We start from the raw sequence: 16,885 nt of genomic DNA on the forward strand, positions 1-16,885 counted from the left end.
TGACTCCTCAGTGCGTGGCCATGACGGGACGGCTGCGACCAGCGACGACGCGTCCCGCCCATGGCAAAAATTCCAGCATCAGCAACAGCAGCGCGATCCACAGGCCGGCCGTGCCAATAATGCCCAGCAAGCCATCGTTCCCCATCGGCAGGTGGTAGTCGTACAGGCCTGCGCCCGTCTTCGGAATCGTCTGGCCGCCGATAAAAATCGTCCAGCGCATCATCCAGGCGCTATGCAGCGCGATCAGGCCATTGGCCAGGCCACTCGTGGCCGGACGCCAGATGGCCAGCGCCATCGGCACGATGGCCGACAGCACGGCCCAGACGGCCGTGAACTGCCATTGCGGCATGCCCGCCACCTGCGTAAAGGCCATGCTGTGGATGGCGCTCACGCCGGAGAGACTGACGAACAGCCAGCCGCCGCCCAGTGCCAGCACCAGCGCCAGCGACAGGGCCAGCGCGCGGTTCAAGGACACTTCCAGGGCCTGGTCGCGGCCCGGCAGGAAGCGGTTGAACAGCAGCGCCAGGCCCACGGCCCCGACAAAGGCAGTGGCGGCAAACTGCGCCGGCAGGAAAGGCGTGAACCACAGGGGACGGGCACGCACCACCATCACTTCCATGCCCGTGTACAGGCCCACGACGAAGGCGGCCAACAAGGTGAAGGCAGCGGCGACGCGAATGGCCCGCAAGGATGCGGCGCCGCCGCGCCCCAGCAAACGGTAGGCGAAGGCCAGGCGGTCCTGGCCCTGTCCCCGCGTGGCGAAATCCACGCGCAGCGCCAGCCACGCGTACAGCATCAGACAGCCCAGGTACAGGGGAATGAAGAACGAACCCCACGACATCCACGACTGCGGCTGGAAATAAATGTAGAAGTGATAGAAGCGGCCCGGCCCGTGCAAATCGGCCAGCAGCGCCACGGGCGCCGTCATGCCACACACGAGGGATGCCAGCAGCGCGATGCGTCCCAGGCGTTCATACGCCTTGCGGCCGAAGACGAAATACGGCAGGGTCAGCATGAAACTTCCATAACTGAGGCCGATGAGGAAAAAATACTGCACCGCCCACGGCAGCCATGCCGCTTCGCGCGTGACGTTGAGAATTTCGGTGATGTGGCTGTCCATGGTTTATTTCCCGTGTTTGCTCGGTTGCCAAAGAGTCGCTTCGCCCTCGACGTGGCCGGCGAAGCGCGTGTCCAGTCCCAGGTAAAACACGTGGGGTTGGGTGCCCTGCTCGGGTTTCAGCACCTTCACCTTGTTCTCGGTCAGCAGCTGGTGCACCACGCTGTCCGGATCATTCAGGTCGCCGAAGATGCGCGCACCGCCCACGCAGGTTTCCACACAGGCGGGCAGCAAGCCTTCGTCGACCCTGTGCGCGCAGAACGTGCATTTGTCGGCCTTGCCCGTTTCGTGGTTGATGAAGCGCGCGTCGTACGGGCAGGCTTGCACGCAGTAGGCGCAGCCCACGCAGCGGTCGCCATCGACGACGACGACGCCGTCCTTGCGCTGGAATGTAGCGCCCACGGGACAGACGGGAATGCAGGGGGGATTGGCGCAGTGGTTGCACAGGCGCGGCAGCATGTAGGTGCCGCAGCGGTTCTCTTCCTTGACTTCATAGGTCGAGACGATGGTGCGGAAGCTGTTTTCCGGCACGGCGTTTTCCATGATGCAGGAGACCGTGCAAGCCTGGCAGCCGATGCATTTCTGCACATCGACCACCATCGCCCAGCGCTGGCCGCCTTCGCCCTTGGTGGCCGCCTTGCCTGGCAGCGGCGCGATGGCCGCCCCGATGGTTACGGCTGGCAAGGCGCGCAAGAAACTGCGGCGCGATTCAATCATGACACTCTCCTTGACTATGGGCGGCAAGCCCTTGTTGACTTGCTGCCATGATAGAAAAGAAGGCGCTACGGGGGTATTGGGATGATCGGGTGGGGACCTAGATGATCATGCCAATTGACAGGGGAGAGGAATGGGGGTATGCCCTTACAACTCGTCGAGCGAATACAGCCGGCGATGCTCGCGAATCGCGTAGCGGTCCGTCATCCCGGCGATGTAGTCGGCGATCTTGCGCGCCTGCTGCGTGACAGTGCCATCCCTGTCATGGCCAATAAGCTGATAGTCGGGCGGCAGCAGGGCCGGTTCGTCCATGAAGCTGTCATACAGTTCGCGCACGATGCGGCTGGCCTTCACGCGCATGCGGTTGACCTGGTAGTGGCGGTACAGGTTTGCGCGCAAAAAGCGCTTGAGCTCCGTCGCATCCTTGCGCATGGTGTCCGAAAAGCGGATCAGCGGGGGACTGGCGCGCACTTCGCTGACGTCGCGGGGAGCGGCGTCCGCAATCAGGGAAGTCGACGTGACGATCAGATCGTCGGCCAGGGCCGTGATCAGGCGACGCAGGGTTTCGTAGATGGCGCGCCGGCCGGACAGGCCGGGGAATGCCTGCTGCACCTCGCGCCACAGGCGGCCGAAGAATTCCACCTCTTCCAGCTGGGCGATGGTGATCAGGCCGGAGCGCAGGCCGTCGTCGATATCGTGGCTGTTGTAGGCGATTTCATCGGCCAGGTTGGTCAGCTGCGCTTCCAGGGTCGGTTGCGTGCGGTCGATGAAGCGCTGGGCCACGGGGCCCAGTTCGCGCGCATGCGCCAAGGAGCAGTGTTTCAGGATGCCTTCGCGCGTCTCGAACATCAAGTTCAAACCGTCGAAGGCGCCGTAGTGCTCTTCCAGGGTATCGACCACGCGCAGGCTTTGCAGGTTGTGCTCGAAGCCGCCGTGCGCCTGCATGCACTCATTGAGCACGTCCTGGCCCACGTGGCCGAACGGCGTGTGGCCCAGGTCATGCGCGAGCGCGATGGCTTCGACTAGGTCTTCGTTCAGGCGCAGGTTGCGCGCGATCGAGCGACCCACTTGCGCCACTTCCAGGCTGTGCGTCAGGCGCGTGCGGAACAGGTCTCCCTCGTGATTGAGGAACACCTGGGTCTTGTACTCGAGGCGACGGAAGGCCGAGGAATGGATGATGCGGTCGCGGTCGCGCTGGAACTGGCTGCGCGAGGCGTGCGGCGCCTCGGCAAAGCGACGTCCCTGCCCCTGTGCCGAGTGGGCCGCATACGGGGCGAGGAAGTCTTCTGGCAACATGTTATTGCACTCCGGCGGCCAGGGTAGCCAGCACCAGTTCGTGCGGCGCGGACGTGATGTTCGGGCTGCCCAGGGGTTGCAACAGGATGAACTTGATGGCGCCGCCCTCGTTCTTCTTGTCCACTTCCATCAGTTCCAGCCAGCGCTCGACACCGAGGTCCGGCGCCTTCACCGGCAGGCCGGCGGCAGCGACCAGCGCGCGCACGCGCTCCACGGCCGCCTGGTCGATATAGCCCATGCGGCACGACAGGTCGGCCGCCATCACCATGCCGCAGCCGACGGCTTCGCCGTGCAGCCAGTGCCCGTAACCGAGGCCCGCCTCGATGGCGTGGCCGAAGGTGTGGCCGAAGTTCAGGATGGCGCGCAAGCCGCCTTCGCGCTCGTCCTGGCGCACCACGTCGGCCTTGATTTCGCACGAGCGGGCGATCGCGTAAGCCAGCGCACCCTTGTCGCGCGCCATCAGCTTGGCCATGTTCGCCTCGATCCAGTCGAAGAAGGCCGCATCGATGATGGCGCCATGCTTGATCACTTCGGCCAGGCCGGCCGACAGCTCGCGCGCCGGCAGGGTTTCCAGGGTCGAGGTGTCGGCGATCACGGCGCGCGGCTGGTAGAAGGCGCCGATCATGTTCTTGCCCAGCGGGTGGTTGATGCCCGTCTTGCCGCCGACGGAGGAATCGACCTGCGCCAGCAAGGTGGTGGGCACTTGCACGAAACCGATACCGCGCATGTAGCTGGCCGCCGCATAGCCGGTCAGGTCGCCGATCACGCCGCCGCCCAGGGCCACCAGGGTGGTCTTGCGGTCGCATTTATTGGCCAGCAGCGCGTCGAAGATCTGCATCAGGCTGGCCCAGTTTTTATATTCTTCGCCGTCCGGCAGGACGATGCTGATCACTTCGCGGCCATCGCTGGCCAGCGCCGCTTGCAGGCGGCCCAGATACAGGGGCGCGACAGTGGTATTGGTGACGATGGCCACCTTGTGGCCGCTGATATGGCGCAGCAGTGCATCGGCGTCGGCCAGCAGGCCGGGACCGATGGCGATCGGATAACTGCGCTCGTCGAGGTCTACGCTCAACAACATTTTGGATTGCTCGTTCATCGAAGGCTCTGCATGAATGACGCAATTGGGCGAGGCCTCGCATTCGAGGCTGGCCAGCTGCATCAGGATGGTCTGAACCATCGATTGTACGTTAGGACGGCCCGTGTCGATCACAATGTCGGCCACTTCCATGTAATGGGGCTCGCGCTGGGACGTCAATTCCTCCAGCTTGCGGCGCGGGTCGGCCGTCTGCAGCAGGGGACGGTTCTTGTCGTGGCTGGTGCGCGCGAGGATGTTGCTGACGCTGGCGCGCAGGTAGACCACCGTGCCCCGCTCCTTCAGGTAGGCGCGACTGTCGGCGTTGAGGATGGCCCCGCCGCCGGTGGCCATGACGATGCCTTCCTGGGCGCTCAGGTCGCGGATGACTTCGGCCTCGCGCCGGCGAAAGCTGGCCTCGCCCTCGATTTCAAAGATCCACGGGATGGTCGCTCCCGTGCGTGCCTCGATCTCGTGGTCGGAATCGACAAAGCGCAAGCCCAGCTTGCGGGCCAGGATGCGCCCGATCGTGGTTTTGCCTGCGCCCATGAGGCCTACTAAAAACAGATTTTGCATGTGCTGCGACAGTTAATTTGGATTACGACAATCAGTGGCTTGCCCATACGGACTCAGGACGCCTGGAGGTGAAACATCCACGCGGTTAAAGTCCGTAGCCAGCCCCGGAAGCAAAGTGTAACCGACATAAGTTGCCTCCGTCCCGGAACTATTGCCACGAATCGTCAATTCGACGTCCAGCCAGTTGGCCCTGTCGCGCGGATAAGTCAGGGTAACGATCGCCGTTCCCGAGCTGTCGGTCTTGCCACCGGTCGACAGATTGAGCGGAATGCCCGGGTCGAGACGGCCATTGAGGTTGAAGTCGTTATTCGGATTGAAGGTGCCGCTGCGGTCCCGGTCTTCATTGTCACAGGCGTTCGCTGTCCTCACGACTATCCACGACTCGGCAATCCGGGAATATTGCAGATAGCCTTTGTAATAATAGCGGGGCCAGGCAGCGGCCGTGATGATCACGTCCGGCACGGGGTTACCGGCGGCGTCCGTCACAAACACGCTATACGTCTTGCGATAGGTGCTGCTGTCGGAGGCGTCAAGCGCATTGCCGCTGCCGGCGCTGATGAACAGCGATTTCTTCGTCACCGTCAGCTTGACCGTGGCGGCATTGCTCGATACGCCCTGCAGTTGCGCCTTGACAACGACGCCATCGACACCGGTAGTCCCCTGCCCCGCGATGTAGCTGACCGTGGCCACGCCATCGCTGTCGGTGGTGACCAGCGAAGGCGAACTCAGGGAACCATTGCTGGCGTCGGCCTGGATCGAGAAGCTCACCTGTGCATTCTTGACCAGGTTGTTTTCCACCGAGCCATCGCGTACGACGGCGCGCAAGGCGCTGCGCTGCGCCGTGCTGCCGGCCGTATTGGCGCCGATGACTGCCGGGTCGGCTTGCAAGCTGATCGTGGCCTGGGCCGTCAATGGCGCAACGAACTCCACTTCCGACTGCACCAAGGCGCCGCTGCCTTCGTACTTCGCCGTCAGGGCGGTCAGGCCGGCGCCGCTGGCCTGTACGTAGGCGATGGCATTGCCTCCCACCAGCGCCAGCGGCGCCTGCAATGGCGTGCCGCAGGCGGCATCCTGATAGATGGCGCCGCGCGATGTACTGAAACGCACATTGCCCGTTTGTGGCACGCCCGCCACATCGCTATGCACCATCACCGCATAGCAGGTGTTCGTGTTCAAGGTGCTCAACGCAACATTGTTACCCGACACGGCATTGATCGTGAAATTTGATGCATTAATTGCAATTGGCAACACGACGCTATCCCCCTGCGCCTTGACGCTGATGCTGTCGCTGCTGCCCACCTGGGCATTGTAGCTCAACACCAACTGGCCGTTGTTGTCGGTCAGTGCGGGACTGGCGCCGCCGCCCTTGACCGTGATGGCATTGCTGCGGGCGCTAAAGGTCACCGGCTTGCCGACGAGGGGATTGCCGCTCGAATCGACCAGCTTGACCACCATGTCGGTGCTCGTCTTCAGGTTCACCGTCGAAAAGGCATTGATGACCAGCCGGGTGCCGCTGACGCCGATGTCCGTGCTGGCCGTTTGCGCGCCTGCGCTGGCCGTGACCTTGATCGTGCGCAAGCTGGCATCGCCTCCCGTATTCAGGCTGACCTGCGCCTGTCCCAGCGCATTGGTGCTGACCTTGGTCGCGCCCAGCGCGCCCGAGTCGGCGCTGAACGTCACGCTGGCATTGGGCACGATGGCATTGTTGGCATCCTTCACAAAAGCGATGACATTGACAGCGGTACCACCGGACGAAGCGAGAGTGCCACCGGAAGACGTCAGCAGCAAGCTGGCAATGCCGGAGGTGACGGGCACCACTTTCACCACCACGGGGGCCGATTCAACGCCGCCGCTGCTGGCCTTGATGGTAATGTCGCGCAAGCTCGCATCGCCTTTCACGCTGAGTTTTTCCGTCACCGCGCCATTGGCATCCGTCACGCGGTTGGTATTGCTGACGGTACCGGAACTGGCAGTGAAGGTCACCGTCTGGCCTGTCATGGCATTATTGCCAGGATTTTTTACCACGGCAGTCAGTACGACTTCCGTGCCGTCCGCGCCCGAGGCAACAATCGTTGTTGCGCCAGCAACCAATACCACACTGCCAACGCCGGCATTCGCGCCATCCTTGACGCCCAGGGTCGGATCACCGCCACCGCCGCCACACGCGCCCAGCAAGGCGCCCAGCGCCAGCAAGACCAGCCAATTCGATACCCGACTCCAATAAGTGTTGCCCCAAGATACATTCCGCATAGTCGCCATCAGTCCGCTTTCGTGTGCATTGTTACTTAAACGTAAAGATGTGACATTAACGTGTTGCTGGCCGATCTGCCACTATTTTCGGCGTAATAAACACCATCAGTTCGGTTTTTTCTTGACTGCGGCCCGTGCTGCGGAAAAAAACACCGAGCACGGGGATGTCGCCCAGCAGTGGCACCTTGCTGTCCGTGCCCCGTTCGGACTGCTGATAAATGCCGCCCAGCACCACCGTGCCGCCATCTTCCACCATCACTTGCGTGCGCACGTGCTTGGTGTCGATGGCGAAGCCGGAGCGGGTTTCCTGGCCCACGCTATCCTTGTTGACGTCCACTTCCAGCACCACGTTGCCGTCCGGCGTGATCTGCGGCGTCACTTCCAGGCGCAGATTCGCCTTGCGGAACGTGATCGACGTGGCGCCGCTGCTGGTGGCCACCTGGTATGGCAGTTCGATGCCCTGCTCGATCAGCGCCAGCACCTTGTCGGCCGTCACCACGCGGGGGCTGGAAATGATCTTGCCCCGGCCGTCCGCTTCCAGCGCGGACAATTCCAGGTTCAAAAAACGGTTGGCGGCCGCCGAAAACAGGCTCAGGGCGAAACTGGCCGGCTGCAAGCCATTGATACTGGCGGCCGGCAAGTTGACAAATTGCGTGTTCGGCACGAAGGCGCCGGCGCCGGCCACCGTTTGCCCCGTCGCCTCGCCCACGCCCTGGTAACTGCCGCCGAGGGCCGCGCGGCGCCCGCTGCCGCCCAGGGAAAAGCCGGGCACCTGACCCGCCGCCAGGCGCTGGTCCGTAAAACCCAGGCGCGCGCCCAGATTGCGGCTGAAACTGTCATTCGCCTCGACGATGCGCGCCTCGATCATCACCTGCCGCGTGGCAATATCTGTCTTGGCGATCAGTTGACGGATCTGCTCCAGGCGCGCCGGCACGTCGGTGACGAACAATTGATTCGTGCGCGGCTCGATCAGCACGCTGCCGCGGCGCGACAGCAGGCGGCTGCGCCCTTCTCCCGCGTCCAGGGCGAACACCGTGCGGAACGCTTCGGCCTTCTGGTAATTGAGCTGGAAGATGGCTGACTGCAAGGGTTCCAGTTCGGCGATCTGCGCGCGCGTTTCGAGCTCCAGCTTTTCGCGCGCCAGCATTTCCTCGCGCGGCGCGATCCACAGCACGTTGCCATTGCGCCGCATGTCCAGCCCTTTCGCCTGCAGCAGCACGTCGAGCGCCTGGTCCCACGGCAAGTCGCGCAGGCGCAAGGTCACGTTGCCCGCCACGCTGTCGCTGGCGACGATATTTTGCCCCGACACATCGGCCAGGATGTGCAGGGCCGCGCGCACGCCCACGTTCTGGAAGTCGACGGAGATTTTCTCGCCGACATATAAACGCGGCGCCGACACGTGCACCACGGCTTCCTGGGCGAGGCTGCTGGCATGCAGACACAGCATGGCGGCCAGCAGCACGCGGCGCGGCCTCATGGCGCCGCCTCGGGCAGGCTGGCCTTCGCACCCGCCCCCGCCGCCTGCAAGGCCAGGCTGCCGCGCCGCTCGCGCCAGGGACCATCCGCCTCGCGCAGCAGTTCACGGTACTGCACCGCCTGTTCACTGATATCCGTCACCACACCGTGGTCTTGCCCCAGGTACTGGCCCACCGCTACCCGGTACACGCGCTGGCCCGCCAGCAGCAGCAGCGCGCTCAGGCGCCCGTCCTGTTGCACGCTGCCGACCATGCTGATGGCCGGCAAGGCCACGCTTTCCAGCGGTTCGCGCACGCGCCGCGGGTCGGGCCCCGCCACGGCGCCCCGCTGCCCCGGCGCGCCGGCCGGCGGCAAGGCGCCAAAAGGATCGGCCAGGCCAGCGGCCGCGTACGGCTGCGGCGCGACAGCGGCAAGCGGACGCCATGCCGCAGCGGATGCGCCCGCCTTGGGCGCCAAGGCCTCTGCCGGGGCCCGCTCCCCCGCTGCGGGCAAGCGATACGCGTGCAGCACGGCATCGAGGGTCAGCAAGCGATCCTTGCCGAGGGTCAAGGCCAGTCCATGCACCGTGACGATGCGCGGCAGGCGTGCCAGGTCCGCCAGCAGCGCGCCCATGGCGTGGTAGCCGCCGCGCAACTGTATGGCGATCGGCAAGGCGACATACGGCGCTTGCGGCTGGGCCGCACCGGGCTTGAACAGGGAAAACTGCAACCCGCGCGACTGGCCTGCGGCATTGATCTGCGTCAACAGCAGCGCCATCGCCTGCTGGTCGGGCAGTTGCTGTTCCAGCAAGGCCAGCTCGGCGCCGGCCTGGCGCTGCTGTGCGCGCCAATGCGGCAACTGCTGCGCCCTGGCTTGCGCCGACTGATACGCGGTGCGCAAGCGGACCTCCTCGCCTTGCCCCGCCTGCATGGCCACAAACAGTCCATCCAGCCACGCAAGGTGCAGCAGGGCCGCCACCAGCGTCGCGGCCAGGGCGGCGCAAGCGAGGCGCGCGGGTAGCGGCCACAGCGACGCGATCTTCAAGCTCAGCATGATCAACCTCCAGGACTAGGGTGCCAAAGCCAGCCGTACCGTCCATTCCACGGCGCCATCGGCCGCGCCGCGCACTTCCACCAATTCCGGCCGGGACCAGGGCGCCGCCTGTTCTAGCCCCAGCAGCAATGCCGCGACCTTGTCCTGCGACGCAGCCTGCCCCTGCAAGCGCACCATCGCCGTTTCCTGGCGCACACTATGCAAGGCTACGCCAGCCGGCATCGCGCGGGCCAGCGCGTCCAGCATGCGCACCCAGGCATTGCGTTGCTGTTGCAAACTGGCCATGGCTTGCTGGCGCAGCAGCAGCGCCGCCGTCTCGCCCTGCACCCGCTGGCCAACTACAAGCACGGCATCGACTTGCTGCATGGCACTACGCCAGTCCTCCTGGCGGCGCAGTTGCGCGTCGAGCTGGTACCGCAGCCAGGCGCCCGTCGCCACGGCCAGCAGCAGTCCCAGCAGCGCTCCGCCCGCCAGTTGCCACAGCAGCAACTGAATACGCCTGCGCCGCGCCGCGGGGCGATACGGCAACAGGTTGATGCGCTGCACTTGCGCCCGGACCGTCATCGGGCGTACCTGTGCAGGGCCAGGCCCCAGGCCAGCTGGTAGGCCACGCCACCGTCGGGCAGAGCTTGCCAGCCACCGTGCGCGAGCGCCGCCTGCATGGCCATTGCCTCGCTATCCATGACGACGGCCTGCAAGCCCGCCGCCGTGGCCGCATCGAGACGGCGCTGCACGCTGGCGCGCCGCGCCGCCACCAGCAGCACGTCGACCTCCTTGCCTGTTGCGCCAGCCAGCGGCGGCGCGGGACCGAGTATGAAAAAATCCAGGCTGGCGTCTTCCAGTGCAAACGGCATGTATTGGGCCGCTTCCAGTTCCACGAGGATTTCCAGCTGTTCCTCCGGCAATCCGGCCGGCAGGCGGATCGCATGCGTGATCAGGGCCGTGGCCGGCATGGCCAGCGCCACCCGCGTGCAGGCGCTGCCACTGTCGCGGTGGGCCTGGCGCAAGGCATCGGCCAGGCCCTCCATGTCCTCGACATTGCCTTCCAGTATCACGCCGGGCGTCAGCGCGGCGGCGCCGCAATGCCGGCACGACAATCTTCCCCGCCGGCGCCTCAACTCGACCACGCGCACGGCATCGTCCGCGATGTCGACGCCCAGCAAGCCGATGCCAAGAAAATTGCTGATGGACATGTTTTTCATAGAGAAACGTCAGCGTGGGAGAGGTTCCTGCCATCCGACAGCCTAGTCCCGGCGGCGCCGGCTTGTAAATGGATTTCAGGCCGGAGTCTGCGGCGCGCGACACCTATCTGGCCGGGCCGTGATCTGGCGCAGAATAATTGTTACCAAATCCTGGTTGCCAGCGGGCCAATACACGCTTATATAGAGTATCGGCAAGTTTCGACACTCTCCCCCCGGCCAGCGCCACGGCGCGCTGCCACCCCGGCAAGCTCGCTTATAATTGGCCGGCATAATTAACCGAAAGACATACGACGCATGACATCTTCAAAATCCGCTGGCCCCGCTGGCTCGAAGCCGCCCACCAAGGGCAGCAAACCCAAACGTTTCCTGCTGATGGCCCTGGTATCGCTGCTGGGCCTGGGCATCGTCGGCGTCTTGCTGGTGATCTTTGGCCTGGCCATGGCGTATCCGAATCTGCCGGCGCTCGATACCTTGACCGATTACAAGCCAAAGATGCCGCTGCGCGTGTTCACGTCCGACAGTGTGCTGATCGGCGAGTTCGGCGAAGAGCGGCGCAACATGGTGCACATCAAGGATATTCCCGATGTCATGAAGAAAGCCGTGCTGGCCATCGAGGATGACCGCTTCTATGAGCATGGCGGCGTCGATTACCTGGGCATCACGCGTGCGGCCCTGCACAACCTGACGGGCGGCGCCAAGCAAGGCGCGTCGACCATCACGCAGCAGGTGGCGCGCAATTTCTTCCTGTCCAGCGAACAGACCCTGAAACGCAAGGCGTATGAAGTCTTGCTGGCCTGGAAGATCGAGAAAAACCTCAGCAAGGACCAGATCCTCGAGGTATATATGAACCAGATTTATCTGGGACAGCGCGCCTACGGCTTCGCCTCGGCCGCACAAATCTATTTCGGCAAGAATATCCAGGATCTCACCGTGGCGGAAGCGGCCATGCTGGCCGGCTTGCCGAAGGCGCCGTCGGCCTACAACCCCGTCGTCAATCCGAAACGCGCGCGCATGCGCCAGCAATACATCCTGCAACGCATGGCCCAGCTGGGCTACATCACGCCGGCGCAGTACGAAGAAGCGAAAAATGAAGAGCTGAAAGTGAAAACCGACAGCAGCGCTTTCGGCGTGCATGCGGAATACGTGTCGGAAATGGCGCGCCAGCTGGTCTACGAGCAATTCAAGGAAGATACCTATACGCGCGGCCTGAACGTCTACACCACCATCACCAAGGCCGACCAGGACGCCGCCTACATCGCCTTGCGCAAGGGCGTGATGGATTACGAGAAACGCCACGGCTACCGCGGCCCGGAAGCGTATATCGAGATTCCAAAAACCAAGGCCGAAGCCGATGACGCGATCGAGACGGAACTGGCCGACCATCCGGACAGCGACGACATCATCGCCGCCATGGTGCTGCAAGCGTCGCCCAAATCCTTGCAGGCAGTCACCTCGGCGGGCGAGGAAATCACGATTACCGGCCCCGGCCTGACCTTCGGCGCGGCCTGGCTGTCGGAAAAAGCGGCGCCTAACCGCCGCATCAAGCGCGGCGCCGTGATCCGCGTCATGCAAGAAGGCAACACCTGGGTCTTGACGCAGATGCCGGAAGTGCAATCGGCGTTCGTCTCGGCCAGCACCACGGACGGCGCCATCCGCGCCATGGTGGGCGGCTTCGATTACAACCGCAACAAGTTCAACCACGTCACGCAGGCGTGGCGCCAGCCCGGTTCGGCCTTCAAGCCCTTCATCTATTCCGCTTCGCTGGAACGGGGCCTGTCGCCGGCCACCATCATCAACGATGCGCCGATCTCGTTCGACGCGGGCCAGACGGGCGGCCAGGCGTGGGAACCGAAGAACTACGACAGCAAATACGATGGCCCGATGACCATGCGCAAGGGCTTGATGAAATCGAAGAACATGATTTCCATCCGCATCCTGCACAAGATCGGCGCCAAATATGGCCAGGAATACGCGACGCGCTTCGGCTTTGACGCAGACAAGAACCCGCCCTACCTGACCCTGGCCCTGGGCGCCGGCAACGTGACGCCGCTGCAGATGGCGGGTGCGTATGCCGTGTTCGCCAATGGCGGCTACAAGATCAACCCGTACCTGATCGCCAAGGTGACCGATAGCGATGGCAATGTCTTGTCGCAAGCCAAGCCCGACCTGGCAGGCGAGGAAGCCAACCGCGTCATCGACGAGCGCAATGCCTTCATGATGAACAGCATGCTCAACGACGTCGTGCGCTTCGGCACGGCCAATAAAGCCATGGCCTTGAAGCGCCCCGACCTGGCCGGCAAGACGGGCACGACCAACGATTCCATCGACGCCTGGTTCGCCGGCTACCAGGCCAAGCTGGTGGGCATCGCCTGGATCGGCTACGACCAGCCGCGCAACCTGGGCAACCGGGAAACGGGCGGCGGTCTGGCCTTGCCGATCTGGATCAGCTACATGGCGAAAGCCCTGAAAAGCATTCCCGTCGAGGAACGCGCCGTGCCGGAAGGCCTGATCCACGTGGGCGACGAGTATTACTATGCGGAAAATCCGCCGGGCACGGGCGTAGGCAGCCTGGAAGGCGCGGCGCGCGGCACGCCGGAGGAAGAAAAGGCGAAAGAAGCCGTCAAGAACGAACTGTTTTAAGATCGTTTGATGCAAAAAGGGCAGCCTGAAGAGGCTGCCCTTTTTTATGACGCACGGCTAAGACAATTACTTCAATACGACTGCCGTGCCTGCCTGCTCGCTGGCCATGGCCGACAGGGCCGCAAACAGTTCCGAGCCGTCGCGCGTGTTGCGCCACTCGTCGCCAACTCTCTTGTAGTGAAAGCCGCCGGAACGGGCCGCTACCCACATCTCGCGCATGGGGGCCTGGCTGTTGACGATGATTTTCGTGCCGTTATCGATGAATTCGATTTCCAGCACATTGCCGCTGCGGCTGCATTCGACGTCGAGCACGTCTTCATCGTTCAGCCGGTCCAGCGCCGCCTCGATCTGGGTCAGGGTGGCTTCGGCCAGGGCCAGGAATTCCGATTCGCTCATGCTACACTCCAAAGATCTTAATCAAACCGTGATTCTAATCGTGAAGTCATCCTCAGCGTTTTATATCGGCACCGCCATTGTGGTTTCTAGCGTCCTGGCCGGCTGCGGCCAGCCCGGCCCCCTGTACCTGCCCAAGCCGCCAGCGGCCAAGGGCGCGCCGGTAAAAGGCCCGGTCGAACCGGCGCCCGTGCCGCCGCCACCGGTCATCGTGCCAGCCGCCTAAACGGCACGCACCGGGGTGGCTGCGTTGGCCGCCCTGGCGCTCTTTTCTCGCTTGCTCCAGGCGAAATACACGCGAATTAGCAGCAATAGCGCGACGATGACACCGAACAGTATCGGTTGCGCGAAATTGTGCTTGCCCGCCTTCATCCACCAGAAGTGCAAGATGCCCAGCGGCGCGATGATGTAGATCAAGCGGTGCAGCCACTGCCAGCGCTTGCCCCCCAGGCGTTTCACCATGCCGTTCGTGCTCGTCACGGCCAGCGGGATCAGCAGCACGAAAGCGATGAAACCCACGGTGATGAACGGCCGCTTCATCACATCCTTCCACATTTCCTGTACATCAAAAAAGTGATCGAACCATAAAAAAGTGGTGAAGTGCAGTGTCGCGTAGAAAAACGCGAACAGGCCCAGCATGCGCCGCAGCTTGATCAGCCAATTCCATTGCGTGAAGCGCCGCAGGGGCGTGACCGCCAGGCTGATGCACAGGAAATACAGGGTCCAGTCGCCCGTGCCGCGCGTGATGAACTCCAGCGGTTCCACCAGTTGCCCCGTGTACGTCAGCCAGACCATGCGGGCAAACGGCAGCAGCGCCAGCAAGAAGATCAGGCTTTTGAATAGCGACAATTGTCTCGGCGTGGGGTTGAAGGCCATGGTCTTTCCTTAAAAGAACTTCTTCAGATCCATGCCCGCGTACAAGGAAGCGACATCGTTGTAGCCATTGAACATCAGGGTCTTGCGCTTGCGCGTGAGAAAGCCGTCTTCGCCGATGCGTCGCTCGGAAGCCTGCGACCAGCGCGGATGATCGACGTTCGGGTTCACATTCGAGTAAAAACCGTATTCGGACGGCGCCGACAGGTTCCAGGACGTGCGCGGCTGTTCCTTGACGAAACGGATCTTGACGATGGATTTGGCGGACTTGAAACCATATTTCCACGGCAACACCATACGCACGGGCGCGCCATTCTGGTTCGGCAATGTTTCGCCATACATGCCCAAGGTCAGCAGCGCCAGCGGATGGTTCGCTTCATCGATGCGCAAGCCTTCCGTATACGGCCACTGCAGCACGCGGCTGCCCACGCCCGGCATCTGTTTCTTGTCGGCCAGGGTGATGAATTCCACATACTTGGCATTGCCCGTCGGTTCGACCTTCTTGATGATTTCCGAGAAGGAATAACCGACCCACGGGATGACCATCGACCAGCCTTCCACGCAGCGCAGCCGGTAAACGCGCTCTTCCAGCGGCGCCAGCTTCAGCAGCGCGTCCAGGTCCAGGGTCATGGGTTTCTTGACTTCGCCTTCGATGCTGACCGTCCACGGACGCGTGCGCAGGGTGCCCGCATTTTGCGCCGGATCGCTCTTGTCCGTGCCGAATTCGTAGAAATTGTTGTAGCTGGTGGCGTCTTTATAGGCCGTCTGCTTTTCCAGCGCCGAATAGGCGGGATTCAGTTTGGCAGCCAGCTTGGGATTGGTGCCTTGCGCGAAGGCTTCGCGGCTGGCCATTTCCAGCAAGGCCGCACTGGACATCGTGCCCAGCGCCACTTGCTTGATGAAACTGCGGCGCGATTCAAACACGGCGCGCGGCGTGATTTCGGAAGAATACGGCAACTCAATGCCATTGGGACTGCGCTTGATCAACATGGCGGCTCCGGGAAAAGGTGATTATTTGTACCTTACACCAGTTTTCCCGGGCCGTTCATGACGCTTCTGTCATGCAAAAAACAATTAAAGCTTGCCGTAAGAATGCAAACCGGAAAGGAACATATTCACGCCCAGGAAGGCAAACGTCGTCACCAGCAAGCCCACCAGCGCCCACCACGAGGCGACGCGGCCGCGCAAGCCTGTCATCAGGCGCATGTGCAGCCAGGCTGCATAGTTGAGCCAGACGATCAGCGCCCACGTTTCTTTCGGGTCCCACGACCAGTAGCCGCCCCATGCTTCGGCCGCCCACAAGGCGCCCAGGATAGTCGCTACCGTGAAGAAAGCGAAGCCCACGGAAATGGCCTTGTACATCACGTCGTCGAGCACTTCCAGCGACGGCAGGCGGTCGACCAGGTAGCCGCTCGATTTGAGCAGGTAGGCCGCAGCCACCATGGCCGACAGGGCGAAGGTACCGTAGCCGATGAAGTTGGCCGGCACGTGGATCTTCATCCACCAGCTTTGCAGGGCCGGCACCAGCGGCTGGATTTCGGCCGCGTCGCGCGTGACCGTGTACCACATCAGGAACACGACAGCCGCCGAAATGACCAGCATGACGAAGGCGCCCAGTTGGCGCGTCGCGTAATGCTGCTCGTAATACAGGTAGAACATGGCCGTGATCAAGGAAAACAGGATGAACACTTCATACAGGTTCGACACGGGAATATGGCCCACGTCGGCGCCGATCAGGTAAGACTCGTACCAGCGCACCAGCATGCCCGTCAGACCCAGCACCACGCCGGCCCAGCACAGCAGGGAGCCGACGGACGAGCCAAATTCCGAACGCGCCACCAGGCCGATCCAGTAGAACAGGGTCGACAGCACGAACAGGGTGCCCATCCACAGGATGGCGGACTGGCTCGACAAGATGTATTTCAGGAAGAATTTCTGATTCGCCATCTCCAGGTGGCCCGCGTACAGCTCGATGGCGAACAGCGACAGCACGGCTGCCACGGGGATCAGCCAGCGCACGGGCTTCCAGTACCAGCCCAGCCACGCGAACGTGGGCGCCGCGGCCAGCAAGATGGCTTTTTCATAAATATCCATGAAGGCGCCAAAGCGCATCAGACCGAACAGGGAGGCTGCCAGCAAGCCGGCGCCATACAGCCAATCGATCAGGCTCAGGCGCTTGAAGAATCCCGGTTCCTGCGTATATATTTGCTTGTTTGCCAATTCCATCATTTTCTCCATTCCCGG

The 16,885-nt window shown here is 63.0% G+C and carries 14 protein-coding genes and 1 pseudogene; 2 read left to right on the top strand and 13 right to left on the bottom strand.

The window, feature by feature from the left end:
* Nucleotides 1–7 precede the first annotated feature (7 nt).
* From nrfD to pilM, 9 genes and pseudogenes are all read right to left on the bottom strand, one after another.
* Nucleotides 8–1,120 carry an NrfD/PsrC family molybdoenzyme membrane anchor subunit gene (gene nrfD / locus OX459_RS15855; RefSeq protein ID WP_289905774.1) on the bottom strand — a complete coding sequence of 371 codons (1,113 nt, stop codon included), beginning with the start codon at nucleotides 1,118–1,120 and terminating at the stop codon, nucleotides 8–10.
* 3 nt (nucleotides 1,121–1,123) lie between these two features.
* Nucleotides 1,124–1,834, bottom strand: a complete 711-nt coding sequence (gene dsrO / locus OX459_RS15860) for a sulfate reduction electron transfer complex DsrMKJOP subunit DsrO (RefSeq protein WP_289905775.1) — start codon at nucleotides 1,832–1,834, stop codon at nucleotides 1,124–1,126.
* 144 nt (nucleotides 1,835–1,978) lie between these two features.
* A complete protein-coding gene (locus OX459_RS15865; RefSeq protein ID WP_289905777.1) occupies nucleotides 1,979–3,127 on the bottom strand; it encodes a deoxyguanosinetriphosphate triphosphohydrolase in 1,149 nt (382 codons plus the stop codon).
* A gap of 1 nt (nucleotide 3,128) precedes the next feature.
* A complete protein-coding gene (gene aroKB, locus OX459_RS15870) occupies nucleotides 3,129–4,775 on the bottom strand; it encodes a bifunctional shikimate kinase/3-dehydroquinate synthase AroKB (protein ID WP_289905778.1) in 1,647 nt (548 codons plus the stop codon).
* Nucleotides 4,776–4,787: 12 nt separating this feature from the next.
* The gene (locus tag OX459_RS15875) at nucleotides 4,788–7,025 is read right to left on the bottom strand and encodes an Ig-like domain-containing protein (RefSeq protein WP_289905779.1); all 2,238 of its coding nucleotides are present in this window, start codon (nucleotides 7,023–7,025) and stop codon (nucleotides 4,788–4,790) included.
* A gap of 55 nt (nucleotides 7,026–7,080) precedes the next feature.
* Nucleotides 7,081–8,412 (bottom strand): annotated as a pseudogene (locus OX459_RS15880) (type IV pilus secretin PilQ family protein); the annotation flags it as partial.
* 86 nt (nucleotides 8,413–8,498) lie between these two features.
* Nucleotides 8,499–9,533: a pilus assembly protein PilP gene (locus OX459_RS15885; protein ID WP_289905780.1), complete on the bottom strand. Its 1,035-nt coding sequence runs from the start codon at nucleotides 9,531–9,533 to the stop codon at nucleotides 8,499–8,501.
* Nucleotides 9,534–9,548: 15 nt separating this feature from the next.
* Nucleotides 9,549–10,097 (bottom strand): PilN domain-containing protein, encoded by a 549-nt coding sequence (locus OX459_RS15890; RefSeq protein ID WP_289905782.1) that lies wholly within the window; start codon nucleotides 10,095–10,097, stop codon nucleotides 9,549–9,551.
* Nucleotides 10,094–10,726, bottom strand: coding sequence for a pilus assembly protein PilM (pilM, locus tag OX459_RS15895; RefSeq protein WP_289905783.1), 633 nt, complete (start codon nucleotides 10,724–10,726; stop codon nucleotides 10,094–10,096). Before pilM ends, OX459_RS15890 begins: the two co-directional genes overlap by 4 nt.
* A 303-nt stretch (nucleotides 10,727–11,029) precedes the next feature.
* Here pilM and OX459_RS15900 point away from each other — a divergent pair, with 303 nt between their 5' ends.
* The gene (locus tag OX459_RS15900) at nucleotides 11,030–13,375 is read left to right on the top strand and encodes a penicillin-binding protein 1A (RefSeq protein WP_289905784.1); all 2,346 of its coding nucleotides are present in this window, start codon (nucleotides 11,030–11,032) and stop codon (nucleotides 13,373–13,375) included.
* A 66-nt stretch (nucleotides 13,376–13,441) separates the two neighbouring features.
* On the opposite strand, the gene cyaY is transcribed toward OX459_RS15900, so the two are convergent.
* On the bottom strand, nucleotides 13,442–13,771 hold the full coding sequence (gene cyaY / locus OX459_RS15905) for an iron donor protein CyaY (protein WP_289905785.1): 330 nt from the start codon (nucleotides 13,769–13,771) through the stop codon (nucleotides 13,442–13,444).
* On the opposite strand from cyaY, the gene OX459_RS15910 reads away from it, so the two are divergent.
* Nucleotides 13,770–13,994: a lipoprotein gene (locus OX459_RS15910; RefSeq protein ID WP_289905786.1), complete on the top strand. Its 225-nt coding sequence runs from the start codon at nucleotides 13,770–13,772 to the stop codon at nucleotides 13,992–13,994. The two genes, cyaY and OX459_RS15910, sit on opposite strands and share 2 nt — an antisense overlap.
* Here OX459_RS15910 and OX459_RS15915 read toward each other — a convergent pair.
* The 3 genes from OX459_RS15915 to ccsB form a co-directional block, all read right to left on the bottom strand.
* On the bottom strand, nucleotides 13,991–14,644 hold the full coding sequence (locus OX459_RS15915) for a protein-methionine-sulfoxide reductase heme-binding subunit MsrQ (RefSeq protein ID WP_289905787.1): 654 nt from the start codon (nucleotides 14,642–14,644) through the stop codon (nucleotides 13,991–13,993). The genes OX459_RS15910 and OX459_RS15915 overlap by 4 nt on opposite strands.
* A gap of 9 nt (nucleotides 14,645–14,653) precedes the next feature.
* Nucleotides 14,654–15,631: a protein-methionine-sulfoxide reductase catalytic subunit MsrP gene (gene msrP, locus OX459_RS15920; protein WP_289905788.1), complete on the bottom strand. Its 978-nt coding sequence runs from the start codon at nucleotides 15,629–15,631 to the stop codon at nucleotides 14,654–14,656.
* Between the two features lie 84 nt (nucleotides 15,632–15,715).
* A complete protein-coding gene (gene ccsB / locus OX459_RS15925; RefSeq protein ID WP_034753239.1) occupies nucleotides 15,716–16,867 on the bottom strand; it encodes a c-type cytochrome biogenesis protein CcsB in 1,152 nt (383 codons plus the stop codon).
* Nucleotides 16,868–16,885 lie beyond the last annotated feature (18 nt).

It is taken from the genome of Janthinobacterium sp. SUN026 (assembly GCF_030397625.1).
GTDB lineage: Bacteria > Pseudomonadota > Gammaproteobacteria > Burkholderiales > Burkholderiaceae_D > Janthinobacterium > Janthinobacterium kumbetense.

Excerpts from the sequence above, each read along its gene's own strand:
- nrfD (WP_289905774.1), bottom strand. The coding sequence starts at position 1,120 with ATGGACAGCCACATCACCGAAATTCTCAACGTCACGCGCGAAGCGGCA.
- dsrO (WP_289905775.1), bottom strand. The coding sequence starts at position 1,834 with ATGATTGAATCGCGCCGCAGTTTCTTGCGCGCCTTGCCAGCCGTAACC.
- OX459_RS15865 (WP_289905777.1), bottom strand. The coding sequence starts at position 3,127 with ATGTTGCCAGAAGACTTCCTCGCCCCGTATGCGGCCCACTCGGCACAG.
- aroKB (WP_289905778.1), bottom strand. The coding sequence starts at position 4,775 with ATGCAAAATCTGTTTTTAGTAGGCCTCATGGGCGCAGGCAAAACCACG.
- OX459_RS15875 (WP_289905779.1), bottom strand. The coding sequence starts at position 7,025 with ATGCGGAATGTATCTTGGGGCAACACTTATTGGAGTCGGGTATCGAAT.
- OX459_RS15885 (WP_289905780.1), bottom strand. The coding sequence starts at position 9,533 with ATGCTGAGCTTGAAGATCGCGTCGCTGTGGCCGCTACCCGCGCGCCTC.
- OX459_RS15890 (WP_289905782.1), bottom strand. The coding sequence starts at position 10,097 with ATGACGGTCCGGGCGCAAGTGCAGCGCATCAACCTGTTGCCGTATCGC.
- pilM (WP_289905783.1), bottom strand. The coding sequence starts at position 10,726 with ATGTCCATCAGCAATTTTCTTGGCATCGGCTTGCTGGGCGTCGACATC.
- OX459_RS15900 (WP_289905784.1), top strand. The coding sequence starts at position 11,030 with ATGACATCTTCAAAATCCGCTGGCCCCGCTGGCTCGAAGCCGCCCACC.
- OX459_RS15910 (WP_289905786.1), top strand. The coding sequence starts at position 13,770 with ATGCTACACTCCAAAGATCTTAATCAAACCGTGATTCTAATCGTGAAG.
- cyaY (WP_289905785.1), bottom strand. The coding sequence starts at position 13,771 with ATGAGCGAATCGGAATTCCTGGCCCTGGCCGAAGCCACCCTGACCCAG.
- OX459_RS15915 (WP_289905787.1), bottom strand. The coding sequence starts at position 14,644 with ATGGCCTTCAACCCCACGCCGAGACAATTGTCGCTATTCAAAAGCCTG.
- msrP (WP_289905788.1), bottom strand. The coding sequence starts at position 15,631 with ATGTTGATCAAGCGCAGTCCCAATGGCATTGAGTTGCCGTATTCTTCC.
- ccsB (WP_034753239.1), bottom strand. The coding sequence starts at position 16,867 with ATGGAATTGGCAAACAAGCAAATATATACGCAGGAACCGGGATTCTTC.